This window comes from Chryseomicrobium palamuruense, from assembly GCF_042649045.1.
Classification (GTDB): Bacteria; Bacillota; Bacilli; order Bacillales_A; family Planococcaceae; genus Chryseomicrobium; species Chryseomicrobium palamuruense.
Genome location: NZ_JBHSEF010000023.1, coordinates 283,044 through 300,832, shown reverse-complemented (window position 1 = coordinate 300,832; position 17,789 = coordinate 283,044). Strand labels below are relative to the sequence as shown.

General features: G+C 46.8%; 16 protein-coding genes. 12 read left to right on the top strand and 4 right to left on the bottom strand.

All coding sequences use genetic code 11. The features are described 5' to 3' along the window. Window positions 1-9 precede the first annotated feature (9 nt). From ACFO0S_RS11205 to ACFO0S_RS11195, 3 genes are all read right to left on the bottom strand, one after another. Window positions 10-2,778, bottom strand: a complete 2,769-nt coding sequence (locus tag ACFO0S_RS11205) for an EAL domain-containing protein (protein WP_378142152.1) — start codon at window positions 2,776-2,778, stop codon at window positions 10-12. Between the two features lie 235 nt (window positions 2,779-3,013). After that, complete coding sequence (locus tag ACFO0S_RS11200) at window positions 3,014-3,595, bottom strand: transposase (RefSeq protein ID WP_378142151.1); 582 nt, start codon at window positions 3,593-3,595, stop codon at window positions 3,014-3,016. Window positions 3,596-3,738: 143 nt separating this feature from the next. Next, window positions 3,739-4,185 carry a MarR family winged helix-turn-helix transcriptional regulator gene (locus tag ACFO0S_RS11195; RefSeq protein ID WP_378142150.1) on the bottom strand — a complete coding sequence of 149 codons (447 nt, stop codon included), beginning with the start codon at window positions 4,183-4,185 and terminating at the stop codon, window positions 3,739-3,741. 103 nt (window positions 4,186-4,288) lie between these two features. Between ACFO0S_RS11195 and ACFO0S_RS11190 the strand changes: the two genes are divergently transcribed. The 5 genes from ACFO0S_RS11190 (at window position 4,289) to ACFO0S_RS11170 (ending at window position 7,631) form a co-directional block, all read left to right on the top strand. Further along, a complete protein-coding gene (locus tag ACFO0S_RS11190) occupies window positions 4,289-4,702 on the top strand; it encodes an Ohr family peroxiredoxin (protein WP_378142149.1) in 414 nt (137 codons plus the stop codon). Window positions 4,703-5,061: 359 nt separating this feature from the next. Continuing rightward, window positions 5,062-5,541 carry a LytTR family DNA-binding domain-containing protein gene (locus tag ACFO0S_RS11185; RefSeq protein ID WP_378142147.1) on the top strand — a complete coding sequence of 160 codons (480 nt, stop codon included), beginning with the start codon at window positions 5,062-5,064 and terminating at the stop codon, window positions 5,539-5,541. Next, window positions 5,531-5,944: a DUF3021 domain-containing protein gene (locus ACFO0S_RS11180; protein WP_378142146.1), complete on the top strand. Its 414-nt coding sequence runs from the start codon at window positions 5,531-5,533 to the stop codon at window positions 5,942-5,944. Before ACFO0S_RS11185 ends, ACFO0S_RS11180 begins: the two co-directional genes overlap by 11 nt. Window positions 5,945-5,961: 17 nt before the next feature. Then, window positions 5,962-6,891, top strand: coding sequence for an ABC transporter ATP-binding protein (locus ACFO0S_RS11175; protein ID WP_378142145.1), 930 nt, complete (start codon window positions 5,962-5,964; stop codon window positions 6,889-6,891). Then, a complete protein-coding gene (locus tag ACFO0S_RS11170) occupies window positions 6,888-7,631 on the top strand; it encodes an ABC transporter permease (protein ID WP_378142144.1) in 744 nt (247 codons plus the stop codon). Before ACFO0S_RS11175 ends, ACFO0S_RS11170 begins: the two co-directional genes overlap by 4 nt. A gap of 71 nt (window positions 7,632-7,702) precedes the next feature. Here ACFO0S_RS11170 and ACFO0S_RS11165 read toward each other — a convergent pair whose 3' ends face one another. Continuing rightward, entirely contained in the window at window positions 7,703-8,485 is a 783-nt protein-coding gene (locus ACFO0S_RS11165; RefSeq protein ID WP_378142143.1) for an SDR family NAD(P)-dependent oxidoreductase, read from the bottom strand. Between the two features lie 245 nt (window positions 8,486-8,730). Between ACFO0S_RS11165 and helD the strand changes: the two genes are divergently transcribed. The 7 genes from helD to ACFO0S_RS11130 all read left to right on the top strand — a co-directional run bounded on the left by helD (window position 8,731) and on the right by ACFO0S_RS11130 (window position 17,653). After that, window positions 8,731-11,034 (top strand): RNA polymerase recycling motor HelD, encoded by a 2,304-nt coding sequence (gene helD, locus ACFO0S_RS11160; protein ID WP_378142142.1) that lies wholly within the window; start codon window positions 8,731-8,733, stop codon window positions 11,032-11,034. A gap of 117 nt (window positions 11,035-11,151) precedes the next feature. Continuing rightward, on the top strand, window positions 11,152-11,529 hold the full coding sequence (locus tag ACFO0S_RS11155) for a nuclear transport factor 2 family protein (protein WP_378142140.1): 378 nt from the start codon (window positions 11,152-11,154) through the stop codon (window positions 11,527-11,529). Between the two features lie 181 nt (window positions 11,530-11,710). Then, the gene (locus ACFO0S_RS11150) at window positions 11,711-12,115 is read left to right on the top strand and encodes a GNAT family N-acetyltransferase (protein WP_378142139.1); all 405 of its coding nucleotides are present in this window, start codon (window positions 11,711-11,713) and stop codon (window positions 12,113-12,115) included. Window positions 12,116-12,496: 381 nt separating this feature from the next. Next, a complete protein-coding gene (locus tag ACFO0S_RS11145; RefSeq protein WP_378142138.1) occupies window positions 12,497-13,042 on the top strand; it encodes an NUDIX domain-containing protein in 546 nt (181 codons plus the stop codon). Beyond that, entirely contained in the window at window positions 13,043-13,864 is an 822-nt protein-coding gene (locus tag ACFO0S_RS11140) for a GNAT family N-acetyltransferase (protein ID WP_378142135.1), read from the top strand. 613 nt (window positions 13,865-14,477) lie between these two features. Continuing rightward, window positions 14,478-16,394, top strand: a complete 1,917-nt coding sequence (gene thrS / locus ACFO0S_RS11135; protein WP_378142222.1) for a threonine--tRNA ligase — start codon at window positions 14,478-14,480, stop codon at window positions 16,392-16,394. A gap of 215 nt (window positions 16,395-16,609) precedes the next feature. Next, entirely contained in the window at window positions 16,610-17,653 is a 1,044-nt protein-coding gene (locus ACFO0S_RS11130; RefSeq protein WP_378142134.1) for a Fic family protein, read from the top strand. The last annotated feature ends 136 nt before the right edge of the window (window positions 17,654-17,789 follow it).

Genomic DNA, 17,789 nt, shown 5'->3' with positions numbered 1-17,789 from the left:
TCTCCTTATTTACGCGTATTGGTTGAAGATTTCGTCCGCTTCTTTCGGCGTACTAAAGTAATAGCCCTGCATTAGCGTACAGTTTTGAGCCAGTAGATTGTCGGCTTGTTCTTTCGTTTCTACACCTTCTGCAATGACTTCAAGATTCAGGTTTTGACCCAGTGTAATGATCGTATTGGTGATGGCAGACCGGTCATCTAACATCTGATCAATAAAGGATTTATCTATTTTTAGTTTGGAAATCGGCAGGTTTTGCAGGTACCCAAGAGACGAGTATCCCGTACCAAAATCATCGATGGCGAGTTTGATGCCGAGTGCTTTCAATTCTTTCATCGTCTGCATCGTCAGGTCTTTGTTCTTCACAATCAGATTCTCTGTCAGCTCAAGTTCCAGGTACGAAGGGGCAAGTTCTGTTTCTTTGAGGATCTGCTGGATAATTTCAAATAGGTTTTTCTGCTCGAACTGATGTACCGACAGGTTGACCGACATCGTGCCAAGCGCAAACCCTCTTTCATGCCAGTCTTTCATCTGCGTGCATGCCTTGCGCAAAATCCATTCCCCAATCGTGACAATCAAGCCGGTCTCTTCTGCAAGAGGAATAAATTGGTCCGGTGGAATCAACCCCTGTTCCGGATGATCCCAGCGAAGAAGGGCCTCTACCCCAGTGATCTTACCGTCTTTATAGTTGAATTGGGGCTGATAATGAATCAAAAATTCATCGCGCTCGATGGCTTTATATAAGTCATTTTCGAGTTTGATGGATTCAAATGAGCGAATATCCATTTCTTCACTAAAGAAGTGGAAGCTCGTACCCGGACGTTCTTTTGCGATATACATCGCGGTATCCGCATTTTTAATAAGAATCTCTGCTGTTTCCCCGTTTTCCGGGAACAGGCTAATTCCAATGCTGGTCTTCATGTACATCTCATGTTCGAGTACTTCAAATGAATGGGTAAAGGTTTCATCAATACAAGTGACCACTTTTAGAATATCGTTCGTCCCTCGGATGCTCGGAAGGAATATGGTAAACTCATCGCCACCTTGGCGAGAAACGGTGGCCCCTTCCGGAACACAAGTCATCAGACGCTGAGCGACTTCTTTAAGCAATGCATCTCCATAACTGTGACCCAGCGAGTCATTGACCACTTTAAACCGGTCGAGATCGAGATATAGGACAGCCGCTAGTTCTTCGTTCTTCTTCGCATACTTTAAGCCCTGCGTCAGTCGGTCCATTAAAAGGATGCGGTTCGGTAGATCGGTCAGACTGTCAAAGTACGCGTAGTATTTGATTTTCTCTTCGAGCAGTTTGCGCTGCGTAATATCCTTGAAGGTGACTACTTCTCCGACGATCTGGTCCTTTTCTTTAATAAAGGAAGTCACATATTCGACAGGGAAAGTAGTCCTGTCTTTCCGGTAGAACAATTTGTAATCCTCAAAATAACTATCAGAAGAAGTGACATCTGCCAGCACCTCTTCGGAATTGCCCTGCATGATGACGTGAACAGAGTTCCCAATCAATTCGTTTTCCGATAGATAGCCGAGCATTTCCGCCCCAGCCGGATTACAGAACGTAATGTTGCGGTGAAGGTCAAGGCCGAAAATGCCTTCTCCTGCCGAGTTCAGAATCAATTCTTTTTCACGACTCAAATGTTTCAGTTCCGCTACGACTTCCTCAAGTTCCTTATTCTTCTCGAGGACTTCGGATGTACGCTCTTCGATGATCATTTCTTGCCGTTCCATGTACATCAAGTGGGAAAGGGCGGACGCTGTCGTATCGATGATGGACTGAGCGAGCTGAAGCTGTGTCTCATTAAAGAGTGGCGCATTGTCTTCGAGTGTCACGACAGAAATCTGGCCAAGGACTTCCCCCATCGTCACAAGTGGAAAAATGACCATGCTTTTAATGCCGAACTGACTGCATAGGTCATGGTTCGGGCGGTCGTCTTCAAAGACGTCCGGACAGTAGATGTACTTTTTCGTCCGGATGACTTCTTGGACTAATGGATCTTGCGTCTCGTCGAAGTTATTGACTTCATGGGTTTCCAACCATTTTTCCTCGGTCCACTCGCTGTTTTTACTAAGCTTTGCGGGCTTAATACGCTTGGCGACGATCGGATCCAGTAGATGGACGCCGATGTTCGGGTTGTCGAGCACTTTTTGCAGGTAGAAGAAACAGCTATCAAAACACTCCTGAAGGGTAGTGTACATCGAGATGTCACGGGACACGTCGAGGAGCAGCTGTTTTTCAGTAAGGAGCAGTTCTTTGTTTTTCAAGTTGGTGGTGTTCTGAATAGCGACGGCCGCCATGTTCACGTAGGCTTCCACGGCTTGAATCTCGTCTTGAGTTAAGTTCATTGGAATCCCGTAATCAAATAGGAAGACCAGTCCAAAGAGTTCTTCTTCAAAGGAAATAGGAATGACGAGGAGAGATTTGATCTGGAATGCTTCCACGGCACGAGGATCCGGTCGCGAATCTTTCGATGTATCCGGTATGTAGATGGTCTTTTTGGTTTCAATGACCTCTTTTGCAAGCAGATCGTATTCGGTATCGACGACGTGCATGTCGAGTGTGCGGCCATTGATGACTTCCGGTTTGCCTACGTAGCCGCGGAATGAACCGTCTTCTTGAGGTAAATAGATACCGACAGAATCGCATTGGACGATTTCTTCGGAGATGGCGAGTGTGACTTGTTCCATGACCTCGCGCAAATCTAGTTTCATGTTGATCATCTGAGTGATGTGGGCGAGACGGGAATATCTCGAGTGGTCGGGTGACATGACATGTCTCCTCCTTTTTATGGAAATTTTATGGTATATCTGAGATTATTTTTGGGTTGGTGGAGGAAAGGGTAATCTTATATATTCATAGTAACAGGTATCTAGAGAAAAATTGAAACAATTTGTGAAAAAGATTAGGTAGTTTGTTATAAATGGTAGGGTGGGATTTTTTAAACCCCAGGGGTTTTTCCAATATCCAAGTAAACTTGTTTATGGAATAACCCCTGGGGTTGCACTACTTTTTACGAGACTTTTTATTCGGATTACGGCGTGCTGTTGAAATAAGGTTTTGATAATTAAGTTTGTCTGAGGTGAAACTAAAAGGTAAGTGAGAGTAAAGAAGAGCGGTGTTTAAATAGGGTGGAGTAGTTAGTTCATAAAAATAGTATTTGTATGAACTGAATTCATAAAGTTCAGCACTGAGCACAATGGGGGTTAGCGTGTGCACTGGATTGCAATGGATGTATACACTCGTAGTAATGAGCGATTGGGCTGAATTCCTCGTCTCTGCAAAAAAACGAGCGTCGTACAAAGTTCCTTTGTGACCGTGGCGCCTCTTGTACCAAAGACTGTATCTTAGATTAATGGAACCTACCACCATCGATAAGGGTACTTCCACGGACTTAATCAAAAGATGATAGTGATTGGACATTATGCAGTAAGCCAGCAACGTAAATTTGTACTTTAAATGGACTTTACTTAAGATGCGAAGAAACGCAGCTTTGTTTTCATAGTTTGCAAAGATCGCAAGTTCGTTGTGTCCATGAATCGTGACGTGATAAAAATTGTCTTTCAGTAAAACACGTGGTTTGGTCATAATGAATGAGTGCTTCCTTTCTACCACTCCCACATCGTCTGTTTCATCATAATTTATTTTCAACTTTAAGGGAAATTTCAACCCCAGGGTTATTCCAATATCCAAGTAAACTTGTTTATGGAATAACCCCTGGGGTTGCACTTTTATTTACACGTCTTGTCGCCAACTAATCCGAGCTTAACAGACATTTCCGTGAGCAATTTTTGATAGGTCATATATTCTGCTTCTGTAAGACCGAGCAGCTCCACGAGTTGTTCTGGGATAGAGGCAGCTTTCTCTTCAAGCAGACGACCCGCTGGTGTCAACTGCACGATCAATTGACGTTCGTCTGCCGGGTTCCTCGCTTTTTCAATGTAGCCGGTCGAAATAAGTTTATTAATCAAGGGAGTTAGGGTACCTGAATCAAGACGCAGTCTTTTGCCGATTTCTTTTAGTGCAAGCTGATCGGTTTCCCATAAAACAAGCATGACCAGGTATTGCGGGTACGTCAGGTGCAAGGGTTCGAGGAGCGGTCGGTACCGTTTCGTAATTTCTTTTGAAATCGCATAAAACGGAAAACACAATTGATTGGAGACGTGAAGTACTTCCATGAAAATGACCTCCTTAGGCATATTCGTTGCATCTCTATTTTTATTGTGTAAAATTAAATTGTATACAACTTAATTATAGCATATTTTTAGAGGAGGAACTATCATGCAAAAACTATTTACATCTTCAGCAACAGTGGTCGGAGGACGTCAGGGTCGCGTTGTTTCAGAAAGCGGGACGTACGATTTAAACTTAGGGATGCCTATGCCAGGGGTCGATATGACAGGGAAGACGACTCCGGAAGAGCTATTTGCTGGTGCATATTCAGCGTGCTTTGATTCCGCATTAAGTATTGTCGCCATGCAAAAGAAAGCAGGAGTTACAGGCTCTGAGATCACGTCCCATGTGTCTTTAAATAAAGGAGAGTCCTATGAAATCTCCGTTGAAATGATCGTGACGATTCAAGGTGTGGATCAAGAGACGGGGGAAATGCTGGTTGAAGAAGCGCATAAAATTTGTCCATTCTCAAATGCCATCCGTAACAACGTAAATGTTGATTTCACAGTGAAAACTGCGTAATTAAAACGTGAAGCCCAGAACTCATTCCGTCATCCAAGTATACTTGGAAGTGGAATAAGTTCTGGGCTTTTCTCTTTTTGTTTCGCTTGATCAAACGCTTTTCAATATCTTCCGGGTTACACACTTCTAGTATGCGGAAATCTTCTTTATATTATAGTCCATCCCATTTTCTTCGAACTTCGCATGTAAGTACCACATCTCATCAATATGCAGGACATCCATCACGGGTAGCGAAATAATAGGAGAACCCCTTAATCACTAAAACCAACAACTAACACCCCATATTCAGCAACTTATACATAAACACACAATAAAACGTATGTCTTCCTACATACTGTAGAAGAAGAAAGGGAGGCCCCATGAAAATCAAAATTGATATTGACCCTACCCATGCGGACACCCCAGTGGTGACCATTCAGGCAAACGATTGGAATGAAGAAGTAGAGGCGATTGTGCGCCATTTAAAAGAACTTGAGAAAGCAGAAGCTGCACCGAAGCGACTCGTGGCGGTGGAAGGAGAGGGTTCGGTCATCTTGCAGCCAAACGAGATTGATTTTGTGTATTCGGCGAACCGTAAAGTCTATGCGCAGACGCAAACTAAATCTCTTGAGCTCAAGTTAAAACTCTACGAACTGGAAGAGTTTTTAGCGAACCACAGTTTTATTCGCTTTTCCAAATCAGTCATTGGCAACATGGACCGTATCGTCCGTTTCGAACTGTCCTTTAACGGGAATTTGTGTGTTTTTTTCAAATCGGGCAACAAAGAATACGTGACGCGCAGTTATGTGCAGCACTTGCGGAAACAGTTAGTTGAAGGAGGTGGAGGACGTGGTGAGTAAACTGGTGATACGAATTTTTGGAGGATTTGGCGTTGGAGCAGTCGTGACTCTTCTTGCCTTGGTCCTATTCAATGACAATGGGGATACCGTTTCTGCCCACCTGATTGCGCTTAACTTACTCGGCAGCATGTTGATCGGCGGGTATTTCAGTGTGTCGGCTTTGCTTTTCGAAATCGAAGAATGGAGTATGTTGAAGCAGACGCTGATTCACTATACCCTGTCGCTTATCGTATTGTTTCCGGTATTTACACTACTGACAGGATGGGTACCGCTGAACCCACATTCACTGTTGATCGGACTGCTCTTTTTTACAGGAACCTACGTCATCAACTGGCTCGGCTGGTTTACGTATTTTAAACAAATGGAAAAACGAATGAATGCCTCTTTAAAACAAAGAAACTAACGGAAGGAGGAAACAGCATGATTCAAATCCAAGATGTCCGGAAGACCTATGGAAAACGACAAGCTCTCGAATCGGTGCGTCTCGACATTCCAAGAGGGAGCTGTTTCGGGTTAGTCGGACCGAACGGAGCGGGGAAGTCAACGCTCATGAAGATTTTAGTTGGTGTGGTGGAAGACTATGAAGGAGAGGTCCTCGTTCACGGCGCGCCGTTCAAGCATAATGTACTCGCTATCAAGCGTCGAATCGGTTATGTACCACAAGATATCTGTCTAGAAGAAACGTTGACGGCACGTGACAATTTGCTTTTCTTCGGTAGGTTGTATGGCTTAAAAGGAGCAAAGCTTCGGCAGCGCATGCAACAAGTGTTGGCATTGATTGGATTGGAAGACCGGGAGAAAACACTGGTCAAAACATTCTCCGGAGGTATGAAGCGTAGGTTGAACATTGGCTGTGCCTTGCTGCATGACCCGGACATCATTGTGTTGGATGAACCGACAGTCGGTGTCGATCCCCAGTCACGCCGCGCCATCTTTAAACTGATTCACGACTTGAAAGCACAGGACAAAACCATCTTATATTCCAGCCACTATATGGAAGAAGTCGAGCAATTGTGTGACACCATTGGCTTCATTGATCAAGGAAATGTTGTAGAGTGCGGCACAATGCAAGAGGTTCTGACGAAACATCGTCACGCTGCAATTTACTTGGAAGGTCAACAGGTGACGCGCGAAAGGTTGAATGGATACGAGGGGGTCACCGTGCGTGATAAAGGATTTGTGATTGAAAGTGCAGAACCTTTGCGTCTCCTCGAACGTTTGGCAAATCAGTTCGCAGCCGAAGCCATCGTGCCGGAACGCCTTGAACTCAGCCAAGCGAAGCTCGAAGATATTTTCTTTAAACTGACCGGAAGTCCTCTACGTGACACGAGACAGGAGGGGATTCAATGAGCGCTGTTGCCTTATTGGAACTGAAAAAGAAGACACAAGACAAGGGATTATGGTTTTGGACGTTCCTGTTGCCGATCATTTTTATCGTTGGCTTCCTTTCCTTGTTTGGAGAGAGTATGGGCGCAGACCCGGAACAGCTCGTCGTCCAAATTGTACCGGGTTACACCGTCATGTTCTCATTCTATATCATGATTTCCATCGTCATTGCGTTTATTAAAGACCGCGATAGCGGAATGACGGCCCGCATGGCAAGTACGCCGTTGTCTCGCATGCAGTACTTCCTCGGCAAGTGGCTACCGTTTGTTGCCGTCGTCTTACTGCAAATCATTGTTCTCTTCGGGTTTGGGGTCGTCGCCTACGACTTGCCTCTAGGAGACCCAGTGGCTCTTGCTGTCCTCTCGATCGGTCTCGCGTTTGTCGCAACCGGATGCGGGATGGCGATGGCGGTGCTCGCGAAGACGGAAAACATGGGAATCGCCCTCACACAAGTCATTGCCCTCGGTGGCGCGATGCTCGGTGGTCTGTGGATGCCCGTCGAATTCATGCCGGGAGTGATGCAGAACATTGCCCATTTCTTGCCGCACTACTGGGCGCTTGAAGGATACAAGACCGTGCTGCTTGAACAAGGGACACTCCTAGATGTATGGTCCTCACTTGCAGTGTTGGTTGCCTTTGGTGCTGCATGCATCATACTTGCGCTCGTCCTTTACCCACGCTACTTGCGCCAGGCTAAAAGTTAAAACTAAACCCCAGGGGTTATTCCAAATACCAAGTTAACTTGATATTGGAACAACCCCTGGGGTTTCACTTTTTACAAGGCGTTTCCTGAACCGCCATCAATATTGACGGAAGTACCCGTTACATAAGAAGCGGCATCTGAAACGAGGAATGTGATGACATTCGAAGCTTCGTGTGTATCTCCGATGCGTCCGAGTGGAATCCCTTTTCCGGTTTCTGCAGAGAACTCGTCCCACGTCAGGTCTGGGCGTTTGTTCTGCCACATCTTCTCGATTTGATCACTGCGAATCAGGCCGATACATACCGCATTGACACGGATGTTATGCTTTCCAAGGTCTTTGCTCATCGCTTGCGTCAAAGCCAGTCCTGCAGAGCGGCTCACGGAAGAAGGGAGGCTGTTTGCAGGTGGTGTCTTGGCGACAACTGCCGCCAAGTTGACGATTGAACCACCACCTTGTTCTTTCATATGAGGAATCGCGTAGCGAGAGGTATGGATCGTCCCGCCGAGCTTCAGGTCAAGGTCTTTTTGCCACGCTTCGCCGTCGACGTCTTCAAACGAGTTGGCCGCTGCCGTCCCCGCATTGTTCACCAAAATATGTAGTTTTCCAAAGTGCGCTACCGTTTCCTCTACAATTCGCTTACATTCACTTTCCTTTGAGACGTCTGCAGAAATCGCGAGAACTTCTTTTCCTGTCTCTTGGCGAATCTGTTCTTTCGCTTCATTAAGCGCATCCTGATTACGTGCCACAATTGCTACCGATGCTCCTTCACGTGAAAGATCCATCGCTGTTTGGAATCCAATTCCTTTGCTACCGCCTGTGATCAATGCCACTTTGTTTTCAAGTCCTAAGTTCATGTCCAACCTCCTGAAATTGTTTGATTACTTAGATAATACTATAGCAGACTGAAAGTTATGAGGACATAAAAAATGCCTGAAGTCTGGAAAAGACCTCAGGCATCGACGTGACAAACAAGCGTCCTCGTGCTAAAATTAGAAAGATACGCTTGATTAATTAAATGAATATATTTTTCCTTATATTAATCATACTATATTCATTTGGCAAGTGTCAAGCATTTTTACTTCAGAAAAGGGGCGATTCGATGGAGCAGCAAATGCAGCACGAACAACAACGATTACAAGAGGTGCAAGAAGCCATAGCCAAAGAACGCTTTTTACTCGACGGGGACGCGACACGTTTAAAAGATGAAGTGGTGCGCATCCGTCGGCATTTCTGGGACGAAGTACGCGTCAACACCGATTCATTTGACGATTATCTCGAGACGATCATTGGGCTTCGCCAAGAAGCGCAGGAACTGGCAGTCAATCAGACCCTTCACGGCCAAGCGGCGAAACGTCTGCGCGTCCTCGACCGGATGCAAGGCAGACCGTATTTCGGGCGAATTGATTTCCGGGAGTCCGGTTCGGACCAAACAGCTGTCGTCTATATAGGCATTGGCACATTGCGGGACGATTCAGGTGAAGACTTTCTCGTCTACGACTGGCGCGCACCGATCTCAAGTGTCTACTATGACTACCAACCTGGAGAGGCCCATTACCAGACGCCAGGTGGGAAAGTCGACGGGACGCTCGAGAAGAAATGGCAATATGTGATCAAGAACGGGGAACTTGAATCCGTCTTTGATACCGGCTTGACGATTGGCGACGAAGTCCTTCAGCAAGTGCTCGGGCACGGGCCGAACGAACAAATGGGTTCGATTGTTGCGACCATCCAGCAGGAACAAAACCAAGTCGTTCGCCATGACGGCGGAAAAGTCCTGGTTGTGCATGGGGCCGCGGGAAGCGGGAAGACGTCAGTGGCCATGCAGCGCATCGCGTATTTGCTTTACCATTACCGCGACACACTAACGAGCGACCAGATCCTGCTATTTTCTCCCAACGCCTTATTCGCGCATTATGTAGCTAACGTACTTCCGGAACTCGGGGAAGAAAATATGCGCCAAGTGACATTCCAACAATATGTGAATGAACATCTCCATCCAGAACTGACGTCGGAGACTCCATTTGAACAGCTGGAGTACGTGTATACGCAACAACAAGCAGGCGGGTACCGAGCACGCCTGCAGGGCATTGAGTGGAAAGCGACGACTTCCTTCATGAAACGCATCACCGCCTACTTGAATGAGTTGAAAGCGCAGGGAATGGTGTTTCGTCCGATTCGCTTCCGGGGGGACGTCTTGATCACCGCAGAAGACATCGCAAACCATTTTTATACGGAAGCCTCTTTTCGGTCTCAGTCGATTGCCAATCGTCTGGAATGGCTCGCGGAAGAATTGGTCAAGTCAGTGAAACAGAAACTGACCGGCGAGTGGAAGGCCGATTGGGTGCAGGAGAAGATGGACTTGTTAACTGACGAGCAGTATCACAAAGCCCATCAGACACTCGCGAAACGAGCAGGCTTCACCCGCAGTGAGGCGGCGGATTTTGACATGACGCCAAAAGCGCTCGCGCAGTTCATCGTCCGGCAACAACTGACGGCAGTAGCGAAAGCGATTCGAAAGTTCGCTTTCGTCGATACCGTCGCCCTCTACCGTCAACTGTTTGAACAATCCACTGCAGACGGCCCAGAAGAGTGGAAGGAAATCTGCGCCATGACGTTAGAGACGTTGGACCGCGGCCACCTCTTTTATGAAGATGCGACGCCGTACATCTACATCAAGCAGCATATCCTCGGAATCGATGCGAACCGAGCGATTCGCCAAGTCGTCATTGATGAGGCACAAGACTATTCCGCGTTCCAGTTTGAGATGATCAAACAGCTCTATCCAAACGCCCAGCTCACGATTCTTGGAGACTTCAATCAGGCTATTTTTGCTCATGCCCGTACGACGGAAGACTTTGAAGGCGTGACAACACTTTACGGTCCGGAAGAGACTCGTGTGTACTATTTGGCACGAAGCTATCGTTCGACCCGCCAAATCGTTGAATTCACCCGCAAGCTTGTGCCAAACGGTGATCAGATCATTCCGTTCGACCGGTCCGGAAGCGAGCCCCAACTCGTTCAAGTAGAGAACGTGAAAGACTTGCATACCCAAATTACGCACCAAGTGGAACGCTATCAAGCCCAGGGTTACACGACCATCGCCATCATTTGCTTGTCTGCAGGAGAAAGCTCTGCAGCTTTTGAGGCTATCGGAGAGGCATGTGGAGCTCAGCTTATAACGACGACGTCGACCGCGGCAGAACCTGGTGTCGTCATCATCCCGTCGTATCTTGCGAAAGGAATGGAATACGAGGCGGTCATTGTCTACAATGCCAGTGCTGACGTGTATTCGGATGAATTCCACAGACGTACGTTTTACACGGTGTGTACACGTGCGATGCATGAACTCACCTTGTTTTCCGTGGGAGAGCCGACCCACTTGCTTGCGAATAACGGAATCTAGGCGATGGGGTGCTCTTAAGAAGATACCTTCTAAAGGTTGCCGGACGTACGGATTCGTGGCACAGTGAAGAGAATAGGTCGATTGCTTAAAGTAGGAAACGGGAAAGGGGACCTCAATATGAATTCATTAAAAGACAAAGCCATTGCCTTCTTGCAAGGAGCAGCAACAGGGAATGTAGAAGAAGTGTATAAAACTTACGTCGCAGAAGGGTTTCGTCACCATAACCCGTATTACAAAGGAGACGCGACGTCTCTTAAAGAAGGCATGAAAGAAGCGTCCGCGATGAATCCGACAAAGAGCCTAGAAGTACAGCTTGCCGTAGAGGAAGGCAATCACGTATCTGTCTATTCTCATGTGAAGCCAGATGAAAACCATTCAGGCTACGCGGTTGTGCATTTCTTTCGATTCAAAGATGGCCGGATTGCTGAACTATGGGACGTTGGACAGGCTGTTCCAGAAGGCGATGAGATGGTGAATGAGGAAGGCATGTTTTAGATTGATTCGTATGTTGTGGTAACATAAGGAAAAATGAGGCATCCTAGTCTACACACGTAGCAAGAGGATGTAGAAACGTATCAAACCAATATCGACATAGCCATAGAAAGGGTTTTGCCCATGTTGTTGTACAATTGAGTTTCTCTCTTTTTCAAAATCACATGAAAAGGAGAGATTATCTATGCACTATCAAAATACAGTAGACGACATCACACCTGCCCAGCTCACGGAATTCTTTGACGGCTGGCCCAACCCGCCTAGCCCGGAAACGCACTTGAAACTCTTAAAGAACAGTAGCCATGTGGTGGTAGCCATCGAACCGGAAACAAATCGCGTAATTGGTTTTATCACGGCAGTCAGTGACGGGGTATTGTCCGCCTACATTCCGTTCTTGGAAGTGGTTCCGTCCTACAAAGGACAAGGGATTGGTACCGAACTTGTGAAGCGAATGTTCGCAGAGCTTCGTCATCTCTACATGATCGACCTTGCGTGTGACGATGACCTGGTCGCGTACTACGAAAAGTTCGGCATGGTTCGCGGAAACAGCATGATTTTCCGCAATTACGACCGCCAAGCGGGAGAATAAGAATAGATAAGCGCCGAATCGTCAATGATTCGGTGCTTTTTTATACGGTCGGGAATGAAGTAGTTCCCATATTCAACTAGGGGCACCAAACGAGGAACCGAGGGAATAAAAGACGGTGCTTCTTTGTCGTGTGGAGGCCTATGAGTCTACCCTAATCCTATTCACAGACCATTATTGAACACCCGTTCAACAAAAAGTATACTAGGGGAAAGAAATGTCGCAATCATCAAAAAATAAGGGTTTGTCTGCTGATGAATACAATGAGTGGGCAGAAGAGGGAACAGCTTGTGAAAATTTTAAATGTTCCGCGAGCTAATGAACAAGACTAACCCGTGTTCCCCGTGGAACTTAGGAACAGGTCATAAGAAAGAGGGGATCATCGTGTCACAACGAATTCAGGAACCGTTTTATATCCATCTAGGAGAGCCTGTGCCAGATGGTGTTCCTGTTATCACACGTACAGGTGTCCGCGCCATTATGGAATCCGGGGAAGAGCTATTGATGATGAAGTCTATCCGTGGGGACTATAAGTTTCCGGGAGGGGGGATGGAAGCTGGGGAAGATGAACGCACGGCACTCAAGCGGGAAGTGCTTGAAGAAACCGGCTATGTCGATGCAACCATCGGGGAGCTTGCCGGAACGGTCATCCAGTCTCATCCGGACCGGGTTCAAAAAGGGGCTTGGTACTGCCAGACTTCGCCGTATTATTATGTATCGCTTCCCACACAGAAACAGCAACCCATAGCATTGACGGAAGAAGAGATTGATCAAGGGTTTCATGCCGTCTGGATCCGCCCGGAAGAGGCGATCGCTATCAATGAGACGATTCCGCTCGACCCAAACATGAATTTTTATATTGAACGCGAAAACCGGGTCATGGCGGAAATCATTAAACAACGAACGATACACGTTCTAAAGGAGAAATAGATGTTACTCGATACGCATTTAAAAGCCATTGAACACTTACAAAAAGAAGTCGAAGACCATGACGGATTGGAGATAAAACTAAACTGGGAGATGCTCCGGGAGAGGGAGTCAGACCGGATGGATTTCTTTCATTACGAAGGAGACGAACTGGTGGCGTTCCTTGGTCTCTATGGATTTGGTTCGACGGTGGAAGTGACGGGAATGGTGAAACCGTCTGAACGATGGAAAGGGCACTTCACGAAAGTGTTTCAGGACGGAATGGCAACCGTTCACGAACTCGGATTTACGAAGATTCTCTTAAATGCTCCGGCAAGTTCAGAAGCAGCGAAACAGTTCCTTAAGAAACAGGGAGCTGACTATGCCTTTTCAGAACATCAGATGAAGTGGCGCTCACGAGAACTGGAAGAAGCAAGCGGCTTTTTACTCCGGCCTGCCGAAACGAAAGATAATGAACTGCGCATCCAGCTCGATGTCGAAGCCTTCGGTCTGACACGAGAAGACTCCATCGCAACAGAAGGTCGTATTACAGCAGAACCTGATACGGATCTATGGATGATTGAAGTAGAAGAGGTACCTGTAGGGAAGTTGCGTGTGAAGCGGGAGGACGGACAGGCGTGGATCTATGGCTTCGCCATTTTACCCGAGTATCAGGGAAAAGGCATCGGACGCAAGGTGCTGCAGCGCATCGTCAAAGAACAAAGTGCAGCTGGCTATTCCGTTCACCTCGAAGTCGAAGCGACGAACGCCCATGCCCTTCGCCTTTATGAATCGGTCGGATTTGAAGTGCACCATGCGCAGGATTATTACACCTACACAGCTTAACCACACAGATCAAAGGATTGAACTCTCTGAAAATGAAAAAGGTAATTGACAACACCGTCAAAAAAACTATATAGTAACGGAAAGCAATTTGAGATGCGAAGAGAAGGACATGAATGTTTCTGACCAGGTTTCCAGAGAAGGAAGTATAAGCTGAGAGCTTCCTAACGCTGCGGAGAGATTTACCACCTTTGAGTAGTACTTGTGAATGTAGAGTAATAAGTACCGTAGGCGCTGCGATAAAGCGGAACAGAGCCGTCATTGCGACGGGAAGCTGGGTGGAACCACGGGTAAAAGACACACTCGTCCCTTATTGGGATGCGTGTGTCTTTTTGTATGGAATCGAATAAAGAAGACGAAGATGAGGACAAGAATGGTTCTGACCAGGTTTCAGAGAGGGAAGCGAATGCTGCGAGCTTCCTAACACTGACGAACCATTTACCACCTCTGAGGTGTACTTGTGAAGGTATAGTAATGAGTACCGTAGACGCTGCGATAAAGCGGAACAGAGCCGTCATGATGACGGGAAGCTGGGTGGAACCACGGGTAAAAGACACACTCGTCCCTTATTGGGATGCGTGTGTCTATTTTAATTACTCGAGGAGTGGGAAAGATGATCAACCAACAAGAAATCGAAGTAAACTTGCCAAACGGAGAGCACAAATCGTTTGCACTTGGCAGTACAATCAAAGAAATTGCAGGAGCCATCAGTCCGGGCCTGAAGAAACGAAGCGTCGTAGCGAAATTGAATGGCGTCCTCGTCGATCTTGAGAAACCTGTCGTAGAAGATGCAGACCTGATCCTTTACGATCTAGATTCAGCAGAAGGTCTTCACGTCATGCGGCATTCCGCTGCGCACATCCTCGCGCAGGCCATCCAACGCCTGTATCCGGACGCTTCGTTCGGTGTCGGTCCGGTCATTGAACACGGTTTTTATTATGACGTGGATGTAGAAGTTTCTTTGACAGAAAAAGACCTCGAACGACTTGAAAAAGAGATGAACAAGATCGTTTCAGAGAATCTCGCATTTCGCCGGGAGGAGATCTCACGAGAAGAAGCCAACCGTCGATTTGCTAAGGACCCGCTGAAACAGGAATTGATTCAGGGCCTTCCGGAAGAAATGGTTCTCTCCGTGTATCATCAAGGTGAATTCATGGATTTATGCCGAGGACCCCATGTGCCTTCCACACATTTCTTGAAAGCCTTCAAGCTGACGCACGTGTCCGGTGCTTACTGGCGAGGCGATAGTCAAAATCAAATGTTGCAGCGAATCTACGGGGTGGCGTTTGCGTCGAAGCGGCAGCTGAAAGAGTACGAGCAGTTTGTGGAAGAGGCGCACAGACGGAACCACCGCAAGATCGGCAAGGAACTTGAGTTATTTATGTTCTCTGAAGAGGCGCCAGGTATGCCGTTCTATTTACCGAACGGCCAAATTATCCGTAATGAACTGGAAGCCTTCCTGCGCGACTTACAGACAAGCTATGATTACAAAGAAGTGCGTACGCCGACAATGATGAATCAACGTCTGTGGGAACAGTCCGGCCACTGGGACCATTACAAGGAGAACATGTACTTCTCTCAGGTTGATGAGCAGACGTTTGCGTTGAAGCCGATGAACTGTCCGGGGCATATGCTGATTTACAAGAACGGGCTACACTCGTATCGCGACTTACCCATTCGCATGGCGGAATTTGGGCAGGTCCATCGTCATGAGTTTAGTGGGGCACTGAACGGCATGCTGCGCGTCCGCTCATTCTGTCAGGACGATGCCCATATTTTTGTGACGCCAAATCAGATCGAGGACGAGATCACACTCGCCTTACAGATCATCGATCACGTCTACCGAATCTTTGGCTTTACGTATGAGATTGAGCTGTCGACACGTCCGGAATCGTATATGGGTGAACGGGCACTTTGGGATCAGGCGGAAGCGGCTCTCGAGAACGTACTGAAACGGATGAACTTCCCGTACCGGGTAAACGAAGGAGACGGAGCGTTTTACGGACCGAAAATTGATATCCATATCAATGATGCGATAAAGCGGAGCCACCAGTGCGCCACAATCCAGCTCGACTTCCAGTTGCCACAGAAGTTTGATCTGACGTATATCAACGAAGACAATGACAAAGCGCGTCCCGTCGTCATCCACCGTGCTGTCTTTGGTTCGATTGACCGTTTCTTCGGCATTTTGATCGAGCACTTTGCGGGTGTGTTTCCGGTCTGGCTCGCACCCGTACAAGTACAGGTGATTGCGGTCTCTTCTAGCATTCACGGTAGCTACGCACAGTCTGTTCAGCAGCGACTCAGAGATGCAGGAATTCGGGCAGAGGTCGACCTTCGGGAAGAAAAACTCGGGTACAAGATGCGTGAAGCTCAACTGAAAAAGATTCCGTACATTGTAGTGGTCGGGGATGAGGAAGCGAATGCCGGAACAGTCCATGTTCGCCGACACGGCGAAAAGAACTCTGTATCGATTGAGCTGGAAGGATTTATGGACAAGGTGGTTGCGGAGATTGAGGAGAAGCAACTATAAAGGAGATATTTATACAATTTAAACTCCACTCATTTATGGATATCTTATCCCGGAGATTGATAGTTGAACTCACTTCTTTGTACAAATGCAATCATCAAATAAGTAAATATAGTCATTTTTGATTAAATGACTATGTTTATTCTATTTAAATAGGGTCATAACTAGATAAACGATATCATTTATTATAAAATGACCTTATTAAAGGTGGTGTTTAGATGAGGGGATTTAATTATAAAAAGTTGACGAAGCTTCTATTGCCCATGGAGACAGTCCAACTGCTATCCAAGTTAAATGAGTACAAAGGAAAACAGGACTTATACAAAAAACAAGCGCCGCAGCTCTTAAATGCCTTAAAAGATGTAGCCATCATTCAATCCACCAAGGCGTCTAATGCTATTGAGGGAATTGTCATCACAGATCGCCGATTTCAGACCATTATGAAAGACAAAACAGTTTTGCTTGACCGCTCTGAAGGAGAAATCGCAGGGTATAAAGATGTTCTCGAACTCATTCACTCCTCCTATGAAGCTATTCCAGCCCGTTCATCCGTCATCTTACAGTTGCATAAAGAAATGTATAAATACATTGCGGCAGAAGGTGGAAGATGGAAACAAAGTGACAATGTCATTAGTGAAACACTACCGGACGGAACCTCTCGCATTCGGTTTGAGCCATTATCCTCATTTGAAACACCCCATGCGATGGAAAAGGTATGTGAGGAATTTCAAGTGCGTAAATCAAAACAAGATGTCGATCCTCTTATTTTGACGAGCGTTTTCATTCTCGATTTCCTATCGATTCATCCATTTCATGATGGGAACGGCCGAATGGCAAGGTTACTGACACTGCTGCTGCTTTATACATTCGGTTATGAAGTGGGGCGTTTTATCAGTTTAGAAAAAGTCATTGAAGATACAAAAGAAGGCTATTATGAATCCTTACGTCAGTCGTCTATCGGTTGGCATTCGGACCAGAATGACATCATCCCGTGGATCAACTACTTGCTCAGTACATTTGTAGCCGCTTATAAACAATTGGAAGACCGCGTGGGCATCCTCGAAACGCAAACAGGTGGGAAGAGTCACCGTATTCATTCCTACATTGAATCGAAAATTGGCTATTTCACCAAGAGTGACATCAAAGAAGCCTGCCCTGACATTAGTGAGGCCACAATCAACCGTGTCTTGAAAGAACTGAGAGCAGAAGGTCAGATAGAAGCGGTCACTCGTGGAAGAAGTGCAAGGTGGCGAAAACTGTAACATCATAGACCAAAACGCCAAACTTCTCTAGCGGAAGTTTGGCTTTTCTGTTCCTAAATGAGAGAAGCCTACCATTTCTACACTGGACCAAGGCGGGCGACAGCCGGCCGCAGGTCCCGCCCCCACCAGGGGACAG